The organism is Flavobacterium humi, assembly GCF_004745595.1.
Lineage (GTDB): Bacteria > Bacteroidota > Bacteroidia > Flavobacteriales > Flavobacteriaceae > Flavobacterium > Flavobacterium humi.
Genome location: NZ_SRLH01000004.1, coordinates 207,362 through 233,735, shown reverse-complemented (window position 1 = coordinate 233,735; position 26,374 = coordinate 207,362). Strand labels below are relative to the sequence as shown.

At 40.4% G+C, this 26,374-nt stretch carries 25 protein-coding genes; 13 read left to right on the top strand and 12 right to left on the bottom strand.

Annotated features, from left to right (window positions below; genetic code table 11):
• Nucleotides 1-15: 15 nt before the first annotated feature.
• The 3 genes from E4635_RS08690 (at nt 16) to rimO (ending at nt 3,867) form a co-directional block, all read left to right on the top strand.
• Nucleotides 16-1,515, top strand: coding sequence for an outer membrane protein transport protein (locus tag E4635_RS08690; protein WP_135526246.1), 1,500 nt, complete (start codon nt 16-18; stop codon nt 1,513-1,515).
• A 16-nt stretch (nt 1,516-1,531) separates the two neighbouring features.
• Complete coding sequence (locus E4635_RS08685; RefSeq protein ID WP_169630228.1) at nt 1,532-2,398, top strand: TolB-like translocation protein; 867 nt, start codon at nt 1,532-1,534, stop codon at nt 2,396-2,398.
• 164 nt (nt 2,399-2,562) lie between these two features.
• The gene (gene rimO / locus E4635_RS08680; RefSeq protein ID WP_135526244.1) at nt 2,563-3,867 is read left to right on the top strand and encodes a 30S ribosomal protein S12 methylthiotransferase RimO; all 1,305 of its coding nucleotides are present in this window, start codon (nt 2,563-2,565) and stop codon (nt 3,865-3,867) included.
• Between the two features lie 82 nt (nt 3,868-3,949).
• Here rimO and E4635_RS08675 read toward each other — a convergent pair whose 3' ends face one another.
• On the bottom strand, nt 3,950-4,354 hold the full coding sequence (locus E4635_RS08675) for a DUF1573 domain-containing protein (protein ID WP_135526243.1): 405 nt from the start codon (nt 4,352-4,354) through the stop codon (nt 3,950-3,952).
• A gap of 180 nt (nt 4,355-4,534) precedes the next feature.
• On the opposite strand from E4635_RS08675, the gene E4635_RS08670 reads away from it, so the two are divergent.
• From E4635_RS08670 to E4635_RS08655, 4 genes are all read left to right on the top strand, one after another.
• Nucleotides 4,535-5,794 carry a sensor histidine kinase gene (locus tag E4635_RS08670; protein WP_135526242.1) on the top strand — a complete coding sequence of 420 codons (1,260 nt, stop codon included), beginning with the start codon at nt 4,535-4,537 and terminating at the stop codon, nt 5,792-5,794.
• Nucleotides 5,794-6,483 (top strand): response regulator transcription factor, encoded by a 690-nt coding sequence (locus E4635_RS08665; protein ID WP_135526241.1) that lies wholly within the window; start codon nt 5,794-5,796, stop codon nt 6,481-6,483. The genes E4635_RS08670 and E4635_RS08665 overlap by 1 nt, the downstream gene beginning before the upstream one ends.
• Nucleotides 6,484-6,691: 208 nt before the next feature.
• Complete coding sequence (locus tag E4635_RS08660) at nt 6,692-7,243, top strand: YfbU family protein (protein ID WP_135526240.1); 552 nt, start codon at nt 6,692-6,694, stop codon at nt 7,241-7,243.
• Between the two features lie 106 nt (nt 7,244-7,349).
• Complete coding sequence (locus tag E4635_RS08655) at nt 7,350-7,886, top strand: hypothetical protein (protein WP_135526239.1); 537 nt, start codon at nt 7,350-7,352, stop codon at nt 7,884-7,886.
• Between the two features lie 4 nt (nt 7,887-7,890).
• Here the strand turns inward: E4635_RS08655 and E4635_RS08650 are convergent, their stop codons facing one another.
• The 3 genes from E4635_RS08650 to E4635_RS08640 form a co-directional block, all read right to left on the bottom strand.
• Nucleotides 7,891-10,080, bottom strand: coding sequence for a B12-binding domain-containing radical SAM protein (locus tag E4635_RS08650; protein WP_135526238.1), 2,190 nt, complete (start codon nt 10,078-10,080; stop codon nt 7,891-7,893).
• 23 nt (nt 10,081-10,103) lie between these two features.
• On the bottom strand, nt 10,104-10,448 hold the full coding sequence (locus E4635_RS08645; protein WP_135526237.1) for a helix-turn-helix domain-containing protein: 345 nt from the start codon (nt 10,446-10,448) through the stop codon (nt 10,104-10,106).
• Nucleotides 10,449-10,556: 108 nt separating this feature from the next.
• Nucleotides 10,557-10,913 carry a hypothetical protein gene (locus E4635_RS08640; RefSeq protein WP_135526236.1) on the bottom strand — a complete coding sequence of 119 codons (357 nt, stop codon included), beginning with the start codon at nt 10,911-10,913 and terminating at the stop codon, nt 10,557-10,559.
• A gap of 360 nt (nt 10,914-11,273) precedes the next feature.
• Here E4635_RS08640 and bshC point away from each other — a divergent pair, with 360 nt between their 5' ends.
• The 3 genes from bshC (at nt 11,274) to E4635_RS08625 (ending at nt 14,291) form a co-directional block, all read left to right on the top strand.
• A complete protein-coding gene (bshC, locus tag E4635_RS08635) occupies nt 11,274-12,866 on the top strand; it encodes a bacillithiol biosynthesis cysteine-adding enzyme BshC (RefSeq protein WP_135526235.1) in 1,593 nt (530 codons plus the stop codon).
• Nucleotides 12,867-12,976: 110 nt separating this feature from the next.
• Complete coding sequence (locus E4635_RS08630) at nt 12,977-13,801, top strand: formylglycine-generating enzyme family protein (protein WP_135526234.1); 825 nt, start codon at nt 12,977-12,979, stop codon at nt 13,799-13,801.
• A 70-nt stretch (nt 13,802-13,871) separates the two neighbouring features.
• Nucleotides 13,872-14,291, top strand: a complete 420-nt coding sequence (locus E4635_RS08625; protein ID WP_135526233.1) for a nucleoside-diphosphate kinase — start codon at nt 13,872-13,874, stop codon at nt 14,289-14,291.
• Between the two features lie 113 nt (nt 14,292-14,404).
• Here E4635_RS08625 and aceA read toward each other — a convergent pair whose 3' ends face one another.
• The gene (gene aceA, locus E4635_RS08620) at nt 14,405-15,682 is read right to left on the bottom strand and encodes an isocitrate lyase (protein WP_135526232.1); all 1,278 of its coding nucleotides are present in this window, start codon (nt 15,680-15,682) and stop codon (nt 14,405-14,407) included.
• Between the two features lie 78 nt (nt 15,683-15,760).
• Nucleotides 15,761-17,341, bottom strand: coding sequence for a malate synthase A (aceB, locus tag E4635_RS08615; RefSeq protein ID WP_135526231.1), 1,581 nt, complete (start codon nt 17,339-17,341; stop codon nt 15,761-15,763).
• Between the two features lie 167 nt (nt 17,342-17,508).
• Between aceB and E4635_RS08610 the strand changes: the two genes are divergently transcribed.
• Nucleotides 17,509-18,987 carry a helix-turn-helix domain-containing protein gene (locus E4635_RS08610; protein ID WP_135526230.1) on the top strand — a complete coding sequence of 493 codons (1,479 nt, stop codon included), beginning with the start codon at nt 17,509-17,511 and terminating at the stop codon, nt 18,985-18,987.
• Nucleotides 18,988-18,999: 12 nt separating this feature from the next.
• Here E4635_RS08610 and E4635_RS08605 read toward each other — a convergent pair whose 3' ends face one another.
• Both E4635_RS08605 and E4635_RS08600 read right to left on the bottom strand, forming a co-directional pair.
• A complete protein-coding gene (locus E4635_RS08605) occupies nt 19,000-19,296 on the bottom strand; it encodes a DUF721 domain-containing protein (RefSeq protein WP_135526229.1) in 297 nt (98 codons plus the stop codon).
• Entirely contained in the window at nt 19,296-19,712 is a 417-nt protein-coding gene (locus tag E4635_RS08600) for a lipocalin family protein (RefSeq protein ID WP_135526228.1), read from the bottom strand. The genes E4635_RS08605 and E4635_RS08600 overlap by 1 nt, the downstream gene beginning before the upstream one ends.
• 71 nt (nt 19,713-19,783) lie before the next feature.
• On the opposite strand from E4635_RS08600, the gene E4635_RS08595 reads away from it, so the two are divergent.
• Complete coding sequence (locus tag E4635_RS08595) at nt 19,784-20,851, top strand: serine hydrolase domain-containing protein (RefSeq protein ID WP_135526227.1); 1,068 nt, start codon at nt 19,784-19,786, stop codon at nt 20,849-20,851.
• A gap of 26 nt (nt 20,852-20,877) precedes the next feature.
• Here E4635_RS08595 and E4635_RS08590 read toward each other — a convergent pair whose 3' ends face one another.
• The 3 genes from E4635_RS08590 to ccsA form a co-directional block, all read right to left on the bottom strand.
• Nucleotides 20,878-21,363, bottom strand: coding sequence for a glutathione peroxidase (locus E4635_RS08590; protein WP_246020743.1), 486 nt, complete (start codon nt 21,361-21,363; stop codon nt 20,878-20,880).
• A gap of 114 nt (nt 21,364-21,477) precedes the next feature.
• The gene (locus E4635_RS08585) at nt 21,478-22,071 is read right to left on the bottom strand and encodes a glutathione peroxidase (protein WP_135526225.1); all 594 of its coding nucleotides are present in this window, start codon (nt 22,069-22,071) and stop codon (nt 21,478-21,480) included.
• Nucleotides 22,072-22,076: 5 nt separating this feature from the next.
• Entirely contained in the window at nt 22,077-25,214 is a 3,138-nt protein-coding gene (gene ccsA, locus E4635_RS08580) for a cytochrome c biogenesis protein (RefSeq protein ID WP_135526224.1), read from the bottom strand.
• A 142-nt stretch (nt 25,215-25,356) separates the two neighbouring features.
• Between ccsA and E4635_RS08575 the strand changes: the two genes are divergently transcribed.
• The gene (locus E4635_RS08575) at nt 25,357-25,791 is read left to right on the top strand and encodes a VOC family protein (RefSeq protein ID WP_135526223.1); all 435 of its coding nucleotides are present in this window, start codon (nt 25,357-25,359) and stop codon (nt 25,789-25,791) included.
• Between the two features lie 71 nt (nt 25,792-25,862).
• Here the strand turns inward: E4635_RS08575 and E4635_RS08570 are convergent, their stop codons facing one another.
• Complete coding sequence (locus tag E4635_RS08570) at nt 25,863-26,303, bottom strand: hypothetical protein (RefSeq protein WP_135526222.1); 441 nt, start codon at nt 26,301-26,303, stop codon at nt 25,863-25,865.
• Between the last annotated feature and the right edge of the window lie 71 nt (nt 26,304-26,374).

The following is a 26,374-nucleotide window of genomic DNA, read 5'->3' as shown; positions in this document are numbered from 1 at the left end:
TAAAATTACTAGTTTATGAAAAAATACATTTCTTTTTTTTCGCTTGTCCTTTGCATATCAGGAGTTCAGGCACAGGATATTTCCGATGCTTTACGATATGCGCAGGACCATCCAAACGGAACAGCCCGTTTTAGAGCGATGAGCGGAGCTTTCGGGGCTCTTGGCGGCGATATGTCGGCTATAAGCGTGAATCCTGCGGGGTCTGCGGTTTTTGCCAACAACCAGTTAACGGTAACGGTGAGCAATTTCAATACCAAAAACAATTCGGATTATTTTGGGACAAAAGCATCAGAAAGCAACAATTCTTTCGATTTGAACCAGGCCGGTGGCGTTTTTGTATTTGAAAACCATAGCGGGAACAGCGATTGGAAAAAATTCTCCCTAGCGGTAAATTATGAGAATTTGAGCAATTTTGACAATGATCTGTTTTCGGCGGGAAGGAACCCTTCACATTCCGGGACAAACTTTTTCGTAAATTACGCTAATGGCATCAAGTTGGGCGTTATCGAAGGCTACAATTATGACGAATTAAACTATGGCGAGCAACAAGCTTCTCTAGCGTATTATTCCTATCTGATAAACCCGGATGATAGTTCAAACCCGAACAATACCCTATATTTCCCTAATATTACAGCCACGGGCAACTATTATCAGGAAAACGAGGTTTCCAGTACCGGTTACAACGGAAAACTCTCTTTTAATGCCGCAACGCAGTACAAAGATTTATTGTTTTTGGGTATCAATTTAAATTCCCATTTTACAGATTACAGAAGGTCTTCCAGCTTTTATGAAGATTATGCCGGTGCAACAGGCGAAAATACAGCTGCAGGTGTACAGCGATTCCGTTACAACAATGATTTGTATACTTACGGATCAGGATTTTCGTTTCAATTAGGAGCCATTGTCAAACCTATAAAAGAATTAAGAATAGGGCTTGCGTATGAATCGCCAACATGGATGACACTTAATGACGAACTTTCGCAAAGTTTGACTACTGCTTGCGCCGATTGTCCCGAACCTGTCTATAATGAGGATCCGGGTGTTACAAACGTATACGAGCCTTATAAAATAAGTACCCCTGGCAAATGGACGTTCAGTTTGGCTTCTGTTTTTGGCACTATTGGATTGATCAGTGTCGATGTTAGTACAAAAGACTATGCCGCAACCAAATTCAAGCCGCAAAGCGATTTCAGCGTGCTCAACAGGACGATGGCCAATACATTGACACGTGCTTATGATTTCAGGGTTGGTGCCGAACACAAAATCAAGCAATGGAGTTTGAGGGCAGGATACCATAACGAAGGAAGCCCGTATGAAAATAAAGATTACATGGGGAACTTAACCGGTTATTCCGGAGGTGTGGGCTATAATTTCGGTTCCACCCGATTGGACCTGGCCTATTCCGCATCCAAACGTAAATACGGGGAATTGTTTTTCTCTCAAGGCATGACCGACCGCGCAACTATTGAAGCGAAAAACAACAATGTCACACTAACTTTAGCTTTCGAATTATAATATGCGGGCACTTCATTTGAATTGGATCTTTTTCATCTTTTTATCAGTCAATTGTTTTTCACAAAACAAAGCACAGTTATTCGAACCGGAAACGATTTCCAAAAACGATGTCTTCGGATTGACCATTTCGCCTAACGGCGAGGAAGCTTTCTGGGTACATTCCAACGGAGGAAGGGACACACTGACTATAATGCAGTCCAAAAAAATAAAAGGGCAATGGCAGCAGCCGGAAGTGGCTTCCTTTTCGGCAAACCGCAATTGGAAAAATATCGACCCCATGTTTTCGCCCGACGGAAAAACGCTATATTTCCAGTCCAACAGGCCGGTTGAAGGAAAACCAGCCAGGAAAGGATTTGATATTTATGCCGTAAAAAAGACAAAAAACAATTGGAGCGAAGCCTACCGTTTGGATGACACCCTAAATACCGATGCTTCGGAATCGTTTGTTTCCCTGACCAAAAACGGATCTGTTTACTTCACTAAAGAAAATCCCGACGGAAAAGGAAAAACCGATATTTACAGGTCAAAATTCGAAAACGGGCAATTCCAGGCACATGAAAACATAGGCCTTCCCATCAATACCTCAGACAGGGAAGCCAATCCTTATATTGACAAAAACGGGAAGTATATCATCTATTTTTCTTCCAAAGCAGAAGGGAATTTCGGGGATGTAGACCTATATATCAGTTTCAACAAAAACGGCACCTGGAGTACACCAAAAAACCTGGGCCCGGAAATCAATACCATAGAAGGCGAATTTTGTCCCTTTTACCATGAAAAGGAAAAGAAATTATATTTTTCAAGAACCAAGGTCCTGCCCAACGGAAGGCGTGTCGAAAAAATATACTCCATTCCTTTCGATGCGGAACAGTATAAAGTATAAAATACGATTCAAAAGCCATTTCATCAGGAATGGCTTTTTTATTTCCGAATCAAAAAAGCCGACAGTTGCAAATCATGCAGGATAAGACATTTTTTCAAAAAAAGCACAAAGCATGATGCTGCTAAACATAAAAAGCGTAATTTTGCACTCCAATTTTCAACTGTATGAGAACCAAATCGTTAAAGAAAAATAAAATCAATGTAATAACTCTTGGCTGTTCCAAAAACACTTACGATAGTGAAGTTTTGATGGGACAACTGAAAGCCAGTGGAAAAGATGTCGTGCACGAGCAGGAAGGTAATATCGTGGTGATCAATACCTGCGGTTTTATTGATAATGCCAAAGCGGAATCAGTAAACACCATCCTTGAATACGCGGACAAAAAAGAAAAAGGCATTGTAGACAAGGTTTTCGTTACAGGTTGTTTATCAGAACGATACCGTCCTGATTTGGAAAAAGAAATTCCAAATGTCGATCAGTATTTCGGCACGACCGAATTGCCACTTTTATTAAAAGCATTAGGAGCCGATTACAAGCATGAATTATTAGGCGAACGTTTGACTACCACGCCAAAAAACTACGCTTATTTGAAAATTGCCGAAGGTTGTGACCGTCCGTGCAGTTTTTGCGCTATTCCTTTAATGCGCGGAAGCCACGTTTCCCAACCGATAGAAAAATTAGTCAAGGAAGCTGAAGGCCTTGCCAAAAACGGCGTTAAGGAACTTATCCTCATTGCCCAGGACCTAACCTATTACGGATTGGACCTGTACAAAAAACGCAACCTGGCGGAATTGCTTGAAAACCTTGTAAAAGTGGAGGGCATCGAATGGATCCGTTTGCACTACGCCTTCCCTACCGGTTTCCCGATGGACGTATTGGAATTAATGAAGAAAGAACCTAAAATTTGTAACTATATTGATATTCCGTTGCAGCATATTTCGGACAACATCCTTAAATCTATGAGGCGCGGGACGACTAAAGAAAAAACCACAAAATTACTGAAAGAGTTCCGGGAAGCCGTTCCGGGAATGACCATCAGGACAACCTTAATCGTTGGTTACCCAGGCGAAACACAGGAAGATTTTGAAATCATGAGGGATTGGGTACAGGAAATGAAATTTGAACGTTTGGGCTGTTTTGCCTATTCCCATGAAGAAAATACTCATGCTTTTTCGTTGGAAGACGATGTTCCTTTTGAAGTAAAACAGGCTCGTGCTACTGAAATCATGGATTTGCAATCCCAAATTTCATGGGATTTGAACCAGGAAAAAATCGGGCAGACTTTCAAATGCATCGTTGACAGGAAAGAAGGCCAGTACTTTGTAGGAAGAACCGAATTCGACAGTCCGGATGTAGACAATGAAGTATTGATCGACGCTTCTAAATTCTATGTAAAAACCGGCGATTTCGTAATGGTGAAAATCATTGACGCCACTGAATTTGACTTGTACGGCGAACCTGTCGCATAAGGCATACCGTCATAAAATCATATAAAAAAACTCCAGAACGTAATCCCGTCCTGGAGTTTTTCGTTTAACCAACCTTTATTAATTATAAAACTGTGCCTTTAAAAGACAAAACCTTTGGTGCTTCCTCAGCGTTAGTGGTAACGGTAACTGTTTTGGTAAAAGGCCCTTTTGCAGCAGCATTAAAAGTAGCAGAAACCTTTGCAGTTGCTCCTGGCTGTATTGCTGTTTTGGTATAATCTGTGGCAGTACACCCGCAGGAAGCCTTTACATTTGTGATAAGCACCGCTGTTTTTCCGGTATTCTTGAATTCAAACTCAATTGCTTTTGGTTTGCCTTGTGGAATTTCGCCTAAATCGATCATTTCGCTTTTCCAGGAAATCGGAGACGTTCCTATTTCTGTTGAAATTGCATTTTTGAGGCTTGGCGCCGCTGTGAATGACATTAAAGCTAATGCAAGTGCCAATGTGGTGATTTTGATGGTTTTCATAATTGTTCGTTTTTTAAATGTTGATGAATATTTATTTGGTTTGTCAAATTTGATCTATCCAAAAGTAATCCGTAAAAACCAATGGGCTTGTTAATCGGTTTCAAACGTTTGTTAACGAGTTGTTAATAGCACAATCTGAGCGAAATTTTGCTTAATATTACACTTTCTAACATCCGGCTATTGAAAGTAAACAAGCTTAATATTGTGATCGTTTTGGGGCTCATTGCCATTATCGGCATCCTGGTGGCGCAACTGCTCTGGACCCGGCAGGCGTATACGCTGGAAGAAAAGAAATTCAGCCAAAAAGCCCACATTGCTTTGCTTGAAGTGGCTAAAAAACTATACGAAGGCGTAAACAATGAGTTGCCTTCTGAAAACCCTGTGCAGAAAATCTCGAACGATTACTATATTGTAAACGTGAACAATGATTTCGAACCTGAAATCCTGGAATACTATTTAAAAACCGAATTCGAGAAAATCAATATCACTACCGATTTCGAATATGCCATGTACAATTGCCAGAGCGACGAAATGGTGTACGGCAATTACATTTCGCTTTCCAGCAAATCCAAAACAAAACAATCCGTCTATTTTCCCAAACACAAAAACCTGGTTTATTATTTTGCCATCCGTTTCCCGAACGAAACCAGCTATCTGTTCAGTTCGATGAAATTCTGGTTTGTGCTTTCGTTTGCCCTGATTGTTATTTTATTGGTATACGTGTATTCTATTTTCACGCTTTTGCAGCAAAAGAAATATTCCGAACTCCAACGGGATTTCATCAACAATATGACGCATGAATTCAAAACCCCGCTTTCTTCCATACTCATCGCTTCAAATTACCTGGTAAAACAGGAACAGGTAAAAACGGATGAAAAGCTTGAGAAATACGCCCAGATCATCATCAGCCAGAGCAACAAACTCAACAATCATATCGAAAAGATACTGAACATTGCCAAATCTGACAATTCGCCTTTGGCCCTGGACAAGCGGCCCACAAATGTCGTATCGGTCATCCGGGGTGTTATTGAAAACGTCCTGCTCAAATACCCGCAGAGCAATGTCCAGATTGACAACCACAGCCGGGACTATTATATTGAAGCCGATGAATTTCATTTTACCAACCTGGTTTACAACCTTATAGACAATTCTGTAAAGTACTGCGAAGGCCGTCCTGAAATCATGATCCGGATGTCGGAAGAAGGCCAAACCCTTAAAATCGAATGTATAGACAACGGGATTGGCATTTCCCGGAAGGATATTTCTTTTATATTTGATAAATTTTACAGAATCCCAAGCACCAAAAGCAATGAAGTGAACGGTTTCGGGCTCGGATTGTATTATGTGAAGAAAATATGCAATTTGCACCATTGGAAAATAAACGCGAGAAACAATCCTGACAAAGGCATCACCATTACTCTTTTAATACCGAAAAAATAATGCAGTCCTATAAGATACTATACGCTGAAGATGACCAGACACTGGCTTTCCTTACCAAAGACAACCTGGAACAGAACAAGTACGAGGTCCTGCATTGCGGATTTGGCGATGTGTGCCTGGAAGCATTCAAAAAAGAGCATTTCGACATTTGCATCCTTGATATTATGCTGCCTAAAATGGACGGGTTTGAACTCGCTACCGAGATACGCAAAATAAACACTGACATCCCTATTATCTTCCTGTCTGCCAAAACCTTAAAAGAAGACCGGATCAAAGGACTGCGCCTGGGTGCCGATGATTACCTGGTAAAGCCGTTCAGTATCGAGGAATTACTCCTGAAAATAGAAATCTTCCTCAAACGTTCCCAAAAAAACAATACTACCGAAAAATCGGTGTATGCCGTTGGCCGCTATTTTTTTGACAGTAAAAATTACCTGGTTTTTAATGAGGGTGAAAAGATAAACCTGACCCAAAGGGAATCCGAATTGCTGAAATTATTCCTTGACAATAAGAACACTGTACTGAAAAGAGAACAGATCCTGACCTCGCTTTGGGGCGATGATGACTATTTTATGGGAAGGAGCCTGGACGTATTCATTTCAAGATTACGGAAAATATTTACAAACGAAACAGGCATCAGTATTGAAAATCTTCATGGTATTGGGTTCAAATTCTCAATAACAGAGTAATATTCTTACAAATTTCACAAAAAAAGTTTTTTTAGAATCATATTTAACAATAAATGAGGTAAAACCGTAACCAAACCCTTATTTATCGTAGTACTATTGTATAACAAATTTAACAGGTTTACATCAAACTAACTTTATAGGGTTAGAATGAAAAGTAGGTCTTTATAACTGAACTGAAGAGCATTGTTATAACCAAAAAAGAAAGATTATGATTCCAGAGACTTTATCAATTGTTGAAAGACAAATTTTAGCCAATCAATTTCGCATTCTTTCTAAAATTGGGAATGACTCTCAAAATTATGAAATGAAAATTGAAATACTGGAAAACGGATATACTGAACAGTATTATGAAGTTTTCGACCTGAACATCGAGGAAATCCCGCTGGAAATATGCGAAGAAACTACTCAGATATTATTGATGTACAGACGTATTGAGGATGCCATTCAGTTGTTATCGGACAAAGAGAAAAACGAATTTGATTTGGAAAAAATAAAGTTCGAAGGTTTTGACGCCAAAAAAGACCCACATTATCATTACATGCTTTTCATGATTGATAATATGAGTATGTGGCCGGAATACAAAGGACAATATATAAATTCACATTGTGAGTATCAATTATCTAAATACAAAAGAATGCTGGAATACCAGACTTTCCTATTAGATAATGATCAATACGATTTAAATAAAGAAAATCTAGAGCATCTGATCGACGTAGTTGTTAACCCAAGGAACAAAAGAGCAATACAGTTAGTGAGATAAAAATACGGCTTTTAAAAACAAGAACAACTTTCAGTGCTTATCAATCCCTGCAACACCTTATTGCAGGGATTTTTTTTTATCTTTGGAATTCTCTAAGACAGAAGTTATGAATGAATTTTTAAGGAAGGCGCATCTTTTGGAAACTATTTCCATTACATTGGACAGCACTAAAACCGATTTTATAAAAGTATTCGAGGAGAATGTTGATTTTTCAGAGTTGGAGTTCTCCGACCAATTCTTTGAAGCGCTGACTACAGGCGAAAACGAATACAAGGGAACTATAGACAACCGCTCCTTTAAACTCAGGAGACGCAGAAGGCTTTTTGACACCAACAATAATTTTGCACTGGCGGAAGGTACCATGCATGAAAAAGAAGGAAAACTGGTATTGGAAACTGAAATAAAAGGGTTCCATACGATGATGAAATTCTTTTATGCCATTGTTATGGGGTTTTATCTTATTTTTATCTTCGGGTTGGCCTTCACTTCTTTTTTTGTAAAGGATTCTGTTCCCCTTTTCGTACCTCTCCTTATTTTCCTTCATGCATTGCTCATGATTGGGATCCCGTATTTTGCCATGCGCAGGAGCGTTACCCGGATGAAATACGAACTGGAAAGGGATTTCCATTTTTGGATGAAATAGCGGTTTACAATACCAACAGCCCGAAATCCCGTAAGGTATTGACCGGTTTGGAATACCAAAACAGCTCGAAATCTTCGAGGCCGGAATCCTCATAATCGGATTTGACTTCAAGGAATGTATATTTCTTATCGTTTGCGGCGGCAATCTTGGTGAGAACTTCGCTCAGCCATTCTCCTTTATCTTTGTCGGTAACAACCTCAACAATTTCGCGCTTGTCGTGAAAAGTCATTTTGAGCATTTCCCAGGAATGGCCTTTTTTACTTTTGGTAAAAGCCTCAACATAAGGCTTGCCTCCTATCCAGACTATCTTAGCTTTCGGTTTTATGTTGAAATCAGCTTCTTGTTCCAGGGCATTGTAAATAAAATCTGAAGAGATGGTTGTCCTGGGTATCTTAAAATCAAACCAATCCTGCAGCGGATAATCAAAACAAATCCCGTGCATGAAATTGAATAAGGATTTCTTTAGCCCAAAACTGAATTTGTCATGGTCAATTCCAGTTTTATCTTTAAACTGAATGTCGTTGTTGGCAAAAGTAATGTCGTTCTTTTCGGGGATTACGCCAAATTCTTCCGGGAACATTCCCACCGGGCTGTGGGCAGTCATTGCGAATTGGTGCCAAAAACCGGATTGCAGGATTCCTGCTTCAAAAAGCTGCCGGACCATTTCAAGGCTATCGATTGTTTCCTGAACGGTTTGCGTAGGATAACCGTACATGAGGTACGCATGCACCATGATTCCGGCCTGGGTAAAATTACGGGTTACCTGTGCCACCTGTTCTACTGTAACTCCTTTTTTGATAAGCTCTAATAAACGATCTGAAGCAACTTCCAACCCTCCGGAAACGGCAATGCAGCCGGAAGCCTTAAGGAGTATGCACAAATCTGCGGTGAAACTTTTTTCGAATCGGATGTTGGTCCACCAGGTGACGGTAAGTTGCCTGCGGAGTATTTCGAGTGCGACCTCCCGCATGAGTGCCGGCGGGGCTGCTTCGTCTACAAAATGGAAACCGTTGTGGCCTGTTTGAGCAATCAGCTCTTCCATCCTATCCACCAATATTTTTGCGGCGATGGGTTCGTATATCTTGATATAATCCAGGGAAATATCGCAAAATGTGCATTTGCCCCAATAACAGCCATGGGCCATGGTAAGTTTATTCCATCGGCCATCACTCCAAAGGCTGTGCATGGGATTTGCAATTTCAATAACGGATATGTAACAGTCTAAAGGCAATCCGGAATAATCCGGTGTCCCTACTTCGCTTTGCTTATAATCGTGACGGAGTGTGTTGTTTTTATAAACCACTTCCCCATTTTCGAGAAGGAATGTCCTTTTGTACTGGTCCTGCCCGGGTTCTTGTATATGGGAAATCAGCAATTCTACAGGCAGTTCGCCATCATCGAGTGTGATGAAATCAAAAAACTCAAAGACACGAGGATCTTTTAAATCACGCAATTCGGTATTGGGGAAACCGCCTCCCATGGAGACTTTGCATCCGGGAAAATGTTTTTTAATGAACTGGGCGCCACGGAACGAACTGTATAGGTTACCGGGAAACGGGACAGAAAAACAGACGAGTTCCGGATTGACGGTTTTCATTTTCTCCTCCAGGAGAGCCAGGGTGATTTTGTCGATGTAAGTAGGTTCTGCCTGCAGGTGGCCGTATAGTTCCCCGAAAGAATTCGCGCTTCTGCCCAAACGTTCCGCGTAACGGCTGAAACCAAAATTCCCATCTACACATTCGACAATAAAATCAGACAAATCCTCCAGGTACAAAGTAGCCAGGTGTTTGGCCTTGTCCTGCATTCCCATGGTGCCAAAAGCCCAATCCAGGTCATCGAGCTGTGCGAAACGGGAAGCTTCCGGCAGGAAACCATCCAAACAGATTTGCCGCGCCAAAGTGGGGTTTTTCCCTTGAAGGAAAGCGATCACCGAGTCGATGGTTTTGATGTACTGGTGCTGTAATGCCAGGATCCGTTGGGAATTTGGAGTTAATTCCTCGGTAGTGGATATGGCAAAAGCAAATATGTCTTCCAGGCCTTTTTTAGAGAACAATTGCAATATCACATCGATCCCGAGATCCATCTGGACAGACGGGATGCCTTTGGTAGTAAGGAAACCTTTCAGGTAAGCGGTGGCCGGGTACGGCGTATTGAGCTGTGTGAAAGGTGGTGTGATAAGAAGTGTTTGGCCCATTGGATTGTCTTGAAGGGGCAAAATTACTCGATATTTTTAATGATATCATGTATTTGCTGAATTTTCTCGAGCGGAAGCGTGTTTATTTTAACCAGAACCTCATTTGTGATTTCGGGTTTGGTTAGCGAAAGTAGCGCATGGCCTTCCGGGAGCGGCTTTTTAGAATACGGGCGGTAATCGAAGATATCATTGGGGGTGCAGTTGAAATCCCGGCAAAACCTTTCCAGTCTTTCGGCATTGACCTGAGTGACCTGGTTGTTTGCGATACGGGTGGCATAACCTTTGGAATATCCTAAAGAAACCAGGTAAGTAAAGGGCCTGTTAATACCTTTGATCTCGAAGATACGGGCGAAATTGAAATACAACATGATGGTAATTTGTTTTTTTGATTTTTAAAGTAATAAACTCAATATAAAGAGCATAACAATAATAGCGTTAATTTTTATAAGAATTATCTTATTTATTGAAAATAATTTTTAAAAATATAGAAATAAGTTGCTTTTACTTAAAGCAAAGTCACCTTCATTTAAAACAAAGTTCCTTATATTTAAAACAAATGTTTTTATACTTAAAACAAAGTACCTCTTACTTAAAACAAAGTCCCTTATATTTAAAACAAATGTCTTTGTACTTAAAACAAAGTACCTCCTATTTAAAACAAAGTCCCTTATATTTAAAACAAATGTCTTTATACTTAAAACAAAGTCCCTCCTACTTAAAACAAAGTCCCTTATATTTAAAAGAAATGTCTTTATATTTAGAATGAACCTTCTCCAACTTAAAATAAAGTTTCTTGTACTTGAAACACATCTTCTGCATACTATAATTAACATCTTCAAAATAAAAAAGATAGCTGTAAAAATGAAAATCAACCCATCCATCATGTTGGCAAATGAAAAACAAATGTTGTTATTATTAGTTCTTTTGCAGGCCAGCACTCCTGTTTTCCTATGAAAATAGTATAGCTGTGGCATAGCCCCGATTGCAGTAAACTATCCTTTTTGCCCGTTCTTGAAAAAGGGCAAAAAGATAGTGCGGAAAGCGGGACAACAGTTGAATGAGAACGTGATTTCCTTGCTCCTAAAAAAATTAGACGGCTATACGAAAAAAACGAAATCATAAGCAATTGTTAAACTCGTTTTTCGGTCTATATTTTGCTTAAATTTACATCTTCCAAAATTAAACTTCAAACTATGCCAACTGACTGTATCAGCTACCAAGAATCGGGTTATTTCTCAAAACTAATGGTAGATTACCTAAATCAAAAACCTGAATTGGGACAGTTTTACAATCATTTCCCTTCTATTGAAAACTTTGAAAAACAAATACGCGAGAAGCAACAAAACTTCGCCGGGGATGCCAAAAGGGAAACGTTGGTAGAGGCCCTGGAAAAGCAATATGAAGGTTTTGCCATTTCTGGTGCGACCCGAAAAAACATCGCCGATTTGACAAACCAGGATACTTTTACGATTACCACCGGCCATCAGTTGAATTTATTTACCGGGCCTTTGTATTTCCTGTATAAAATCGTTTCGGTGATTAATCTGACCAAGGAATTAAGGGCAGCATACCCGGATTATAATTTTGTACCGGTGTATTGGATGGCTACGGAAGACCATGATTTTGAAGAGATTAACCATTTTAGCTTTAAACGAAAAAAAATCCATTGGAACACGGAAAGTACAGGCCCGGTGGGACGTTTGCCTACAGACGGGCTGGATAAGGTCCTGGATGCTTTTGCTTTAGAATTAGGCCCTGGAAAGAATGCCGGTACCCTTAAGGAATTGTTCCGTGAAAGTTACCTGAACCATGCTACTTTGGCCGATGCTACGCGCTTTCTTGCCAATGCATTGTTTGGGGAAGAAGGATTGGTAATTGTGGACGGAGACGACAGGAAGCTGAAAAAATTGTTTATCCCTTTTGCAAAAGAAGAATTATTGCACCGGACTTCTTTTGAAAAAGTATCTCAAACCATTAAAGACCTGAAACAGTATGATATTCAGGTAAATCCCCGTGAAATAAACCTGTTTTATATTGAAGACCATATAAGGGAACGCATTGTTTTTGAAAACGGGAAATACAAAGTCAATACTACAACTCTTGAATTTTCGGAACAGGAGATACTGGACGAATTGGAAAATTCTCCTGAAAAATTTAGCCCGAATGTCATTTTAAGGCCCTTATACCAGGAAATTATCCTTCCGAATTTATGTTACATAGGCGGTGGCGGGGAAATTGCGTATTGGTTGGAACTCAAGGAAATGTTTGATTTCCATCAGATTACTTTCCCGATGCTGCTGTTGCGGAATTCGGTGCTGTTGGTGAGCGGCAAACAAGAAGCCAAAGCAGATAAGTTGCAATTGCGTTGGCAAGACCTTTTTGCAAAACAAACCGACCTGGTCCATGCCAAAACAATAGAATTATCAGCATTCAACCTGGATTTTTCAGAGCAGAAGGCCTTTTTGCACCAGCAATTCGAAAAGTTAGGCCAAATAGCTTCTCAAACCCATCAATCTTTTACCGGCGCTGTAAAAGCACAGGAAGCAAAACAATTGAAAGGCTTGGAAAACCTGGAGAAAAAACTCCTCAAGGCCGAAAAGAAAAAATACCAGGAAGAACTCAGCCGCATAACCTCCCTACAGGAAGAATTGTTCCCAAACCAGGGCTTGCAGGAAAGGCAGCTTAATTTTTCCGAATTTTACCTTGAGAGCGGTAATATGCTAATTGCTACTTTATTAGAGCAATTACAGCCTCTAACGCAGGATTTCTCTATTGTAAAATTATAAAACTTCATTAAATGTATCATTTTAAGCCTATTACTAACAAAACGAATTGCTTTTGTTAAATATATTTATATTTTTGTCAGAAAAATTAACAAATAAACAACAATTATTAAATGACAAAAAAATACTTTTTAACAGGAGCAGCCCTTTTCATGCTGTGCACATTATCGTTTACAACCGATGGACCCATCCTTGAAATGGTTAAAGTAGAAGGTGGCACGTACCAAATGGGTTCAAAAGATGACAATAGGAATGCCGAAACAGACGAACAGAAACAACACGAAGTAAAGGTCAATAGCTTTGAGATAAACAAACTCGAGGTAAGTGTCTGGGAATGGAAAGAATACTGCAAAAAAACAAAAAGAAAATTACCTGCAACGCCGGTTTGGGGCTGGCATGACAACTATCCTATTACGAATGTTACCTGGTTCGAGGCCGTTAATTATTGCAACTGGCTTAGCAAACAGGATGGTTTGAAACCGGCTTACAGTGTGAACGGACCCAATTACGCCTGTGATTTCAATGCTTCCGGATACAGGCTTCCTACCGAGGCAGAATGGGAGTTTGCGGCCAAAGGAGGAACTAAATCCAAAGGGTATGTTTTTGCCGGTTCCAATGATTCGGAAGAATTGGCCTGGTTTATCAAAAACAGTAACAAAAGCCCGCATTCGGTAGGGACAAAACTACCTAACGAACTTGGCATTTACGATATGAATGGAAATGTTTGGGAATGGTGCTGGGATTGGTACAACAAGGAATACTATAAAATCGAAGACGGGAACAACCCTAAAGGCCCGCTTCGCGGGGAAAAGAAATCGGTCCGGGGCGGATCCTGGGACAGTCAGGAAAATTATTTAAGGACTGCAAACAGAATCAGCACTTTGCCGGAGAAAACAAATGAATTTTACGGATTCAGGCTGGCCAGGACCATTCGATAAAAATATTCCAAAGTAGTCTTGAAATGTAATAAAAAAGCTTATTTTTGCAGCCAAATTTAAAAAAATTAAAATGGCAACGAATAGAACATTTACAATGATTAAGCCTGATGGTGTTGAAAACGGACACATCGGTGGAATACTAAACATGATTACTGAGGCTGGTTTCAGAATCGTATCCATGAAATTGACGCAATTGACTGTAGCTGATGCTCAGAAATTTTACGAAGTGCATGCTGCAAGACCATTTTACGGAGAATTAGTAGAATTCATGTCAAGAGGACCAATTGTTGCTGCTATCTTGGAAAAAGAAAATGCAATTGAAGACTTCAGGACTTTGATCGGTGCTACTAACCCAGCAGAAGCTGCAGAAGGAACTATCCGTAAGAAATATGCAAAATCAATTGGAGAAAATGCTGTTCACGGTTCTGACAGTGATGAGAACGCTGCTATTGAAGGTGCTTTCCATTTCGCAGGAAGAGAGCAATTCTAATACTCTATTTTTTTCGCCCTGCACATTTACAGGTTGAAACTTATTATACAAAACCCCATTCGCTTTTGGCAAATGGGGTTTTTTCGCAAAAAACAAACTAAAATCCGGGGATTTTAAAATTGTGCCGCCTCTGTAGAATCCTTCATAGCTACGGTAGAGGCCAATCCTGCTGTAACCGTGCTCTGTACTTCATCAAAATAAGTGGTCCCCACAAATGCCTGATGCTTAATTGCCTTAAAACCTTCGGCCTGGAGCAGGAATTCTTTCTCCTGTAATTCGGAATAACCAGCCATTCCTTTGCGCTTGTATGCCAATGCCAATTCGAACATGGAAGTGTTTAAGGCATGGAAGCCTGCCAAAGTTATAAACTGGAATTTATATCCCATGGCTGCTAATTCCTCACGGAAGGTTTCCATTTCCGCAACCGATAACTTTGCCGCCCAGTTAAACGAAGGAGAGCAATTGTAAGCCAATAATTTTCCGGGATACTGCCTGTGGATTGCTTCGGCAAATTCGCGGGCCTGATTTAGGTCCGGGGTAGATGTTTCCATCCAGATCAAATCGGCATATGGAGCGTAAGACAGCCCTCGGTCTATGCCTTGTGCAATGCCGCAATTGACATAAAAAAATCCTTCGGATGTTCTTTCTCCAGTTATGAATTTGTGGTCGCGCGGATCTATATCGCTTGTAATCAAATTAGCAGCATCTGCATCTGTCCTTGCCACAATCAGGGTTGGAACGCCCATCACATCGGCAGCCAGGCGGGCAGCTATTAATTTGTTGATGGCTTCCTGCGTAGGAACCAGTACTTTGCCTCCTAAATGGCCGCATTTTTTTGCCGAAGACAACTGATCTTCAAAATGGACACCGGCCGCACCGGCTTCAATCATGCTTTTCATCAGTTCGAAGGCATTCAGGTTTCCGCCAAAACCGGCTTCAGCATCCGCTACAATAGGGACCAGGTAATCCTTTTTATTTTCAATTTTATTTACATTCTGGATCTGATCGGCACGAAGCAACGCATTATTGATCCTTTTGACCACTTGCGGGACACTATTGACCGGATAGAGCGATTGATCCGGATACATTTCCCCGGAAACATTAGCATCGGCGGCCACTTGCCAACCGCTCAAATAGATGGCTTCCAATCCGGCTTCAACTTCCTGGATTGCCTGGTTTCCCGTTAGCGCTCCCAAGCCGGCAACCCAATCCTGGGTATGGAGTTTTCCCCATAAAATTTCGGCTCCTCTTCTGGCGATAGAATGCTCAATCTGATACGAACCTTGTAAAGTCACTACTTTTTCTGCAGTGTACGGCCTTTCAATTCCTTTCCATCTTGGATTAGTTGTCCAATCCGTGATTAATTCTTGAATTCTTTCTTCCGTTTTCATAAATTTGTGTTGAATTTGATAGTTATGTAATTAATTATTGATTTAAACTGTTGAGTGTTGCCGCATTCAGCAGTTTTTTTATAGGTATTTATACGCTTCAATTGTTAGGAATTCATCCAGTTTGCCATCGAAAACCATATTGGAGAACAATTCCACCGCTAAATCGAATTTGCCGGATTCAAACCTGGTTTCTCCAAGATATTCCTTGATTTTTACAAGTTCTTCTTCAATCAGCAACTGATAAAATGCTTTCGTGCATTGTTTTCCGTCTTCCAATACGACACCTTTGTGCAGCCAGAGCCATAATTGTACCCTTGAAATTTCAGCCGTTGCAGCATCTTCCATCAGGTTATACAAAGCTGCCGCCCCTACTCCCATCAGCCAGGATTCCAAATACAAAATCCCAACATTGAGGTTTTTCCTGATGCCATTTTCTGTAATTTTCCCCACAGGAAGTTCCAGCAATTGTTGTTCGGTGATGGTAAGTTCATGCCGTTTTATATGCACCTGGTTTTGAGTGGGCATGTTTTCATTGAAAATTTTCAGGGCCAACGGTACCAAACCAGGATGTGCGACCCAGGTTCCGTCGTGGCCGTTTTTCACTTCGCGCTCTTTGTCGGCTTTTACTTTCTCCAAAGCAGCCTCGTTAGCCAAATCGTCATTTTTGATTGGGATTTGTGCCGCCATTCCGCCAATGGCCAAAATGTTCCTTTTATGGCAAACCTGGATTACCCGGAGCGAATAGGCGCTCATAAAAGGACTCGTCATGGTGACCTGGTCCCTGTCCGGAACTATAAAGCCCGGGTGGTTTTTTAATTTTTTGATATAGGAGAAAATATAATCCCAACGACCGCAATTCAAGCCTGTAATATGGTTTTTAAGTTCGAAGATAATCTCATCCAGCTGAAAAGCCGCCGTTATGGTTTCAATCAGGACGGTGGCTTTAATAGTCCCGGAAGGAAGGCTGAAATAACGCTGTGTAAATTCAAAAACATCATTCCACCACCTGGCTTCGAGGTAATGTTCCAGCTTCGGAAGGTAATAATACGTGCTTTTGCCCTGGTTACGCAAAGCTGTAATATTGTGGTAAAAAAACAAGCCGAAATCTACCAATGAAGCCGAAAAGCAGTCGCCGTCAAAACGAATATTTTTCTCTTCCAGGTGCAAACCTCTGGGTCTTACCAAAAGCGTCGCCACCGTATCATTCAAAGCGTATTTTTTACCGTTTTGTTCCAAAGAAATAGTTTTGTTTACGGCATCTTTGAGGTTTTGCTGGCCTTCAATTAAATTATGCCAAGAAGGAGCGCAACTATCTTCAAAATCGGCCATAAATGTTTTTGCCCCGGAATTTAAAGCATTGATAACCATCTTTCGGTCTACCGGCCCGGTAATTTCAACCCTCCGGTCAGTAAGGGGCTCGGGAATGGGAGTAGCTGTCCAGTCTGAATTCCGGATTCCTTCGGTTTCTGTAAGGAACTCAGGTCTTTTCCCTTTGTCGAATTCCGCCTGCAATTCTTTTCTTTCCTGAAGTAGTTTGATTCTCCGAGGATTAAAATTCACATGCAGTTCCTGAAGAAATGCCAATGCTTCGGGCGTGATAATTTTTTCAATGCCAGTCTTATCCTGGATGTGAAGTACATTTTTTTCTATTGTTTCCATGAGGTTTGTTTTTGATGTGACAATATTAAAAAAAATAAAAACACAAAACAAGCGAACGTTCGCTAAAATTAATAAAAATATTTAAAACGAACGTATTTGGAATTTTGTAGTATATTTGCTTTACTCTAAGAAATCCATCCTTTACTGGAACGAGAAAGAAATAGCTTATGATAGAAGAAGAATACATCCGATTGATTTTTGGTTTAAAACTAAAACAGATCCGAACAGATAAAAACCTTTCCCTGTTTGGGCTGGCCAAAATAACCGGATTGTCAAAATCGTACCTGAACGAAATCGAAAAAGGGAAAAAATACCCAAAACGCGACAAGATCATCATTCTCGCCGAAGCTATGGATGTTACGTATGACCAAATGGTTTCGCTCAAACTGGACAAAAACCTGGCTCCGATAGGTGAAATCCTCCAATCCAGGATTTTAAAGGAAATCCCGCTGGAAATTTTCGGTATAAAAGAAAGCAACCTGATCGATATTATTGCGGAAGCCCCGCTTAAGGTCAATGCTTTTATCAGTACTTTATTTGAAATCGCCAAACATTACAATTTAACCCGCGAGAGCTTTTTCCTGGCTGCTTTGCGATCCTATCAGGAAGCACACAATAACTATTTTGAAGATTTGGAGCTTCAGGTGGAAAAATTCGCCAAGGCCTATTCGATCGACCTGACCAAAAAATTAAAGCTGGAAGACCTGGAAGAAATCTTAACCGAAGAATACGGCTATACTATTAATAATGAAGAACTTACCACACATAAGGAGCTCATTTACCTGCGTTCTGTTTTTGTTCCGAAATCGAAGACGCTTCTTGTTTCAAAAGACGCCGATATTTCGCAAAGAATGTTTATCTACGCCAAGGAAATTGCTTATAACTATCTGGAAATCAGCGAGAGGCTTTATACTTTTTCATGGATCAAATTTGAGAGTTTTGACCAGGTCTTAAACAATTTCTTCGCTTCTTATTTCGCTGGGGCGCTATTGATTCCCAGAAAGGAACTGGTCAAGGAATTGAAGGTTATTTTCGAGCGAAAATCATTTGAAGCGGCCAATTTCACAGCATTGATTGCCAGATTCACGGACTCGCCGGAAACATTTTACCAGCGCCTGACCAATATCCTGCCGAAAGATTTCAATTTGAAGAATATTTTCTTCCTTCGTTTCAACTACAAACCGGAACGGAACGATTTCCAGCTGACCAAAGAATTGCACATTACCAATTTGCTGGAGCCGCACGGGAATGAAAACAACGAGCATTATTGCCGGCGTTGGATTTCGATAAAAACATTGCAGGAAATTCCTTTTTCAAAGGAAAGCCATCTGTTTGATTCGCAAATTTCCAGCTACAACCATACAGACAATGAGTATTTTGTAATTTCTTCCGCTACCAAAGACCCTTTCCGGAGTGGCTATTACAGGAGTATTGCTTTAGGGATTATGATTTCACCGCATTCTCAAAGTAAAATACAATTCCTGAACAGCCCTGACATCAAAAAGCGAAGAGTAGGCGTTACTTGTGAATCCTGCGCTATCGCCGATTGTGCCGAACGGGCCGTACCTCCCAAAAAACTGGAGCGGAAACTACGCAATGAAGCTACCGATAAAGTGGTGCAATCTTTAATGGAAAAATACAGCTAAAAACCGGCAGGTTTACCTTAAAACGACATCTTTTACGATTTCCTTACCGAGTTCCTCGTTGATCATTTTGATGATTTTGTCTTTGCCGTAGCTTAATTCTTCGCGCAAAACCGCCGAAGTCAATTCGACATAAAGCGTATGGTTTTTGAGAAGCACATTTTTAGTGTAATTATTCACGCCGTTCCCCATCAGGTTTTTCCACGCATCGGAAACGGAAACCTGGTTTAATCCGGTTTCCAGCTTATTGGCTTTGATAATTTCGTTGAGAATATCGCCAATCGCACTTTCGTTATTGATCCGTTTTGCCATTATTTAGGTTTTACGTCTACTTTTTTATATACAAACCGAAGTTGGTCTTTGGAAACCAATACCATTTCATCTGCTGACAAGGACGTCAGGTTTTCGCTGTGTTTGCCATAGGTTGACGAAAAATCAAGCCTGATTTCATCGGCTGTAACCATCACTTTCACTTCTTCCTGCAAATCGTTGACCAGGAAAGTACCATCCGGCTGCCATTGCACTTTTTTATGGAACCCGCTGTTGTTTTTAATGTCAAAATAGTCATACACTTCATTTATAGGGTATTCCTTTTTGTTCCCGTCTTCGTCCGTGACTTTACTAATTTGCCAATACCCATTTATAAGAGGCAGCTTCGACGGATCTGCCTTTTGCGAACAGCTGGCCAATACAACCGTTAAAAGAAATAGAAGTATACTTTTTTTCATGTTGTAAAAATAAGGATAATCCATTAAACCTTTTTTAAATAATTGCATCTAAATAGACATAACTTTACCATATGAAATCAATCTTACTGACACTCATGGGACTGGCCTTGTTTACCAATTGCAGCCCGAACGAACAGGTTCCTGCCGAAATAACCCCGGAAACCATGTATTTCCCACCTATTGGGAGCAATACCTGGGAAACCAAAGACTTCCAGTCCTTACACTGGAATCCTGCTGCACAACAGCCGCTTTTAGATTATCTCGCCTTAAAACATTCCAAATCGTTTATGATACTCATCAATGGCAGGATTGTCATGGAAGCCTATTTCAACGGGCATTCCGCAGCCTCGAACTGGTATTGGGCAAGCGCCGGGAAAACACTTACTTCTACCATGACCGGGATTGCACAACAGGAAGGGCTCCTGAATATCAACGATAAGGTTTCGGCATACCTCAATACCGGCTGGACCAGTGCGCCTTTGGCAAAAGAGAACCTCATTACCTGCAAGAATTTACTTTCGATGAATTCCGGGCTCAATGATGCTTTGGGAGATGATGTTTCTGCAGCAAACCTTCAATATACTGCTGATGCCGGGACACGGTGGGCCTATCATAATGTGTATGTCAAACTGCAGGATGTGGTTGCAGTGGCCAGCGGCCAAAGTTATACGGCTTATTTCAATGCGAAATTGAGGGATAAGATCGGGATGAACGGATTATGGGTCCCAAATGGGGATTTGAGCGTGTATTGGAGCGATACCCGGAGCATGGCACGTTTTGGCCTGCTGATGCTCAACAAAGGGAAATGGCAAAATACCACAATCCTGAATGAAAATTACTTTACCGAAGCGACCAATACTTCCCAAGCCATCAATCAGTCATACGGTTATTTGTGGTGGCTGAACGGGAAATCAAGTTACCATTTGCCGCAAAGCCAGCTGCAGTTTAACGGAAGTATTATTCCATCCGGCCCGAACGATATGTTTATGGCGCTTGGCAAAAACGACCAGAAAATTTATGTTGTACCGAGTAAGAAAATGGTTGTCATCAGGATGGGAGACGCCGCAGATGCCGCTAACCTTGCCCTTTCGGATTTTGACGATGTTTTATGGCAAAAAATAAATGCACTATATCAGTAAGTGCATTTATTTTTCCGGGTTTCCCTTTATTTAATCCAAGTGGTTACCGATTCGTCGATAGGTATGGTTGCAGGCGGGATTATTTTGGCCAGGTGCCCTTCTTCATCCAATAGGTATTTTTGGAAATTCCATTCCACTTCACTGTCTGCAAAACCATTGTCAGATTTTTGGGTCAGGAACCGATATACCGCATGCATGTCATCTCCTTTAACAGAAATTTTTTCCATCATCGGGAAAGTCACTCCGTAATTCCTGGTACAGAAGGAAGCAATTTCCGCATTGGATCCTGGTTCCTGCGCTCCGAAGTTATTCGCCGGAAAACCGACAATTGCGAAATTATCTTCTTTAAATTCATTGTACAACTCTTCCAGTTGCTCATATTGCGGGGTCAATCCGCATTCCGACGCCGTGTTGACCACCATTAGTTTTTTGCCTTTGAATTGGGCAAAATCGAATTCTTTGCCGCTAATGTCCTTTACCTTAAATTGGTGTATTGATTGTGATGCCATGATTTTTTTATTTCCATAAAATTAATCAAAAACAACCATAATCCCATGCTGTTCCTGTTTTTTAAACATAAAAAAAGGGACAACAATTGTCATCCCTTTTTACTACTTTACGATTTCTTATTTAATCCAATCCATGATGGTTTCATCAATAGGAACAACCTGAGGAGCAATAATCTTGTCCAGGTGCCCGTTTTCATTGATTAAGTATTTTTGAAAATTCCATTTTACCGTGTTATCTTCAAGACCGTTTTTGGATTTCTGTGTCAGGAATTGGTACAAAGGATCCATATCGGCACCTTTAACAGAAACTTTCCCCATCATTGGGAACGATACTCCGTAATTTTTTTTGCAGAAAGTAGCAATTTCCGCATTGGTCCCAGGCTCCTGGTCCTCAAAGCTGTTTGAAGGAAAACCAACCACAACAAAATTGTCTGCCTTAAACTCATCATACAAAGCTTGTAACTGCTCGTATTGCGGAGTCAGACCACATTTTGAAGCCGTATTGACTATCATTACTTTTTTTCCTTTTAAGGAAGCAAAATCAAATTCCTTTCCATCAATGTCAGTGACCTTAAATTGATAAATAGTCTCCCCTTCCATATTCTCTTGGATATCAGCCATATGGGAAGATCGGTTTTTAATGTTGTCCTCTTGGTTTTTACAGCTTAATGTAACAACCCCCATTAACACAATAAGTAAAATTTTTCTCATAATCATCAAGTTTTATCGATTTGTCTGCGCCGAATGTAAACAATTATTGAAAATATAACAAAAATAATTAGCACTATAATGTATATTTTAACATTTTGCCTTTCTCCCGTAGCGTAAGAATGTAGCCCGCTCAGGTGGAAATTGACTCCAAAATAGGTCATCAAAATCGAAGCAAATGCCAATACGCTCATAAAGTTGTAAGTAAACTTCCCTCTTAAAGCCGGTACAAATCGCATATGGATGACAAAAGCATAGACCATAATACTGATGAATGCCCAGGTTTCTTTAGGGTCCCAGCCCCAATACCTACCCCAGCTTTCGTTGGCCCATTGACCTCCGAGGAAATTTCCTATAGTCAGCATGACCAAGCCTACGGTTAACGCCATTTCGTTAATGTAAGTAATTTCCTTGATGTTCAGGTCCATGACCGTTTTATTGGTTTTTGTGGTAAAAAGCATCAGGAACATGGCCACCAATCCTAAAATGGCTGCCAAAGCAAAAGGACCGTAACTGGCAACAATAACGGCAACGTGGATCATCAACCAATAAGAATCCAGTACAGGCTGCAAGTTGGCAATAGCCGGATCCAGCCAGTTCCAGTGGGCGATCATCAAAATCATGGAGGCCACAAAAGCTGTCGAGGCTACAGTCAGTTGGGACTTCCTTCCGAAAACCAATCCGAAAAGCATAATCGACCAACCTACATAAATCATTGATTCGTAAGCATTACTCCAAGGAGCGTGCCCGGAAATATACCCTCTGGCAATCAGTCCAAGAGTGTGCAGAATAAACAGCAACCCAATGATGACATGAAATGCTTTTACCGTGTATGCCACCCATTTCCTCTTACTGAAAATATTGATAATTACAAATACGAACATCAAAACCCCGGCATACATATACCATGAAAAGAGTTTTTTGAAAACATCGTATTTGTTGTATAAAATCTCGGAATCAATTTTTTCCTGTGATGGCATTACCTTGGAACCGTACTTTCTTTGGTATTTTTCCAAGCCGATAAGCAAGCTGTTAGCCAGTTTGTAATCTTTGGTAACGGCAGCCTTATCCAGGGAATTCAAGTAAAAAGGGAGGATATTTTTGATGGTATCCAAAGCGGTATTCGTAGGATGGTTCACTTCCAGGTAGGAAACCCATTTGTTGTTTTTATCATACGGTTTTGGGAAAACTTTCAATATTTGCCCACTCAGGGCAGAATACAATAAGTTCACTCTTTTGTCTGCTTCAATAAAATCCTTTTGGAATTGGTTTGGCACCGCTTCCTTGTATGCTTCGTCCAATTGTTTGGATAATTTATAATTTCCTCTTTCATCGAAAAAGTCGATTAGAGACGCCCTCTTTACATCGGATGCAATCCCGATCAGCTTCCTGATACTGTCATTGCCGGATTTTAAGTAAATCAAAGGTACTTCATACCAAACCTGCGGGAATTGCGTCATCGATATGAAAGCCTGGTCCGGATTCATCTCTTTGTAAGTATCGCTTTTGCTTACCTTCCGTAGCAATTCGGAAGCAAAAGTATTGATAGGCTTCATACGGCCACCTTCGTCCTGGATAACCAAACGCCCGAATTTTGCAGCGTGCTCTTCACTTACCAGGTATTTTGTCAATAGTGAATCTACCTGTTTTTCAGTTGGTTTGTTCCTTGCATGGTCTTGTGTATGGTTTTGTGAAAACCCTGCCACAGAGAACAATAACACTAAAATACTGATCATTTTTGATTTTTTCAGTCTCACCTTATCTAGTTTTTTCTTTAAATCGGCAAAACGGGAATGCTTGGTAAACAAAATCGCCAACATTCCAAAATACAATAGGAAATACCCGATATAGGTAATCCAGGTCCCGTAAAAGTCGTGGTTTACAGAAAGTTTTGTCCCTTTTTCATCATCGTCAAACCCAGATTGAAAAAATCTATAGCCTTGGTAATCCAATACATTATTCATGAATATCCTGGCATCGAAAGGTTTGGTATCTTCAACGGTTACCTGGCTTTCAAAGGCAGAATAGCTTTTTTCCGTACCGGGATATTTGGAAGCGATAAATTTATTAAGCTTAATTCTGAACGGTAGTTCGTATACTTTACTTCCGTAAAAAACGGTATATTCCAAGTCACCTTGCTTGAAAAGGTAAGGCTCTCCCATTTTCCCTTTCGAACCGATCAGCGTAATGGTTTTCTCTTTTCCTTGGCTGGAAATCTTCACAATTAGCGCGTCATCGGTTTTTTTGTCTTTATAATCGTTATTGGATACAAATGATTTGCTTCCTTTCATGGCCAATTCCGGGAAAACGAACTGCGTCCCTCCCAAATTATACAGCGAACGCATCATCAGCGGTTCCGATTTGTCTTTATTTACTTTTCCCTGAAGCTTGTCTGCCATTCGCATGAAATTCCCGTCAAATGGCGTCTGTATGGTGTAAACATCGTTCTTTACCGTAATATTGATGGCACCTGCGGTAAATTTATTCAGGGTAAAAAGAACATTGTGAATGCTTTGTATTTCGCCTTCTTTCAGGTAATGTTCATGCCTTGTCCCTCCTCCGGCTTCTACCAGTTTAAGGTACAAAATGCCTTTGTCATCCTTTTTGATGGTTTCGGTAGCGCCCATGATAAAATCCTGGTAAGCCACTTCAAACGGTATTTCGTCAAAATTATCGGAAATCGTAAAATCATTGTTTACCGCCGGGGAAAGCAATAAGGGTTTTTCAATGGTTTTGCGTTTTAATTCTCCCTTGTACTGGCCATCGACCAAAACAGTCAGGAAGGTTTTATCCGAAAAAACCTGGTTCTCGGAAGCTCCTTCACGGATAGGCATCATTCCCTCATAACTGATATAACGGGTTACAAACGCACCCAATAGGATTAAAATGAAGGCCAGGTGAAGTGTCAAAGTGGCCCATTTTTCTTTTTTGTAAAGCTGATAACGCTTGATATTCCCTAGGAAATTAATCATAAAAAATACCATAATCGCTTCAAACCACCAGGAATTGTATACAATTATACGTGCTGTGTCTGTATTGTAGGCGTCTTCAATAAAAGTCCCCGCAGCCATCGCAGCTGCAAAAGCAATAAACAGAAAAGCCATTAAACGTGTCGAAAACAGGAATGAGAATATTTTTTTATCCATGGTGTGGGAATTTCGTTTTTTTGGTCGTACAAAAGTAATTTAAAATTGTTTACTTTATAAATTCAGGCCCGGTTTTAAGAATTAATTAAGGAAATCGATAGCAAACGGAAAATTTACTAAATTTGAGAAAACAAACTAAATTATGGCTACAGTAAATGCTTACCTTACTTTTAACGGAAACTGCGAAGAAGCGTTTCTATTTTACAAATCTGTTTTTGGGGGAGAATTCCCATATATAGGCAGATACAAGGACATGCCTGAAACCGAAACAGGGCACTGCCCACCGGAAGAAGGAGAAAAAATCATGCACGTTTCCCTGCCGATAAGCAAAGAAACGATCTTAATGGGGAGCGACAGTTCGGAATCTTTCGGGCAGGCTACCGTAATGGGGAACAATATATCGCTTTCCATAAACACGGACACCGAAGAAGAGGCTACGAGGCTTTTCAACGCTCTTTCTGCCGGAGGAACAATCAAGATGCCTTTGGATAAAACTTTTTGGGGCGCTTACTTCGGGATGTTTACAGACAAATTCGGTATCCACTGGATGGTCAATTACGATTACCAGCAAAAATAAAACAGGAAACCTCCTGGCAAAAAAAAAGCGAAACATGACGTTTCGCTTTTTCTATTTTATAATACTGAAGACTAGCTTCTTTCGAATAATTTTTTAATGTCTTCCATTGTCAGGAATCCTGAAATCCCTGTAGAAGAAGTCACTTTGTTAGTTGTCATGAACTGAACTCCCGCTTTTGCTCCTGTTTTAGAATAGTGCAACCAAACATAATCGTTAGGCAACTCTAATTTGATATCGTACATAGGAGAAGCGTTGAAACCGTTGATGATGATTTTGAAAAAGTTTTCGTAATCGTTTTCTACATTCTTGAAAGAAAAATTCTTGATTGAAGTATCTTCCTGATCTTCAACGTTTTTATAGAAAAAAGTATACTGACTCCCTTCTTTTTGTACATAAACATCATTAATACCTACTCTTCCTAATCGCTCTAAAGGTGTGGTTTCTAATACTTTAATCTGTCCAAAAGACAATACGCTCAACAATAAAAGCGCCGCTGTGAATAATTTTTTCATGTTAATTATTTTTATAGTAATTGGTTGTCGCAAATATATAATTTTACTTCAATAAAAAAATTAATTTATTG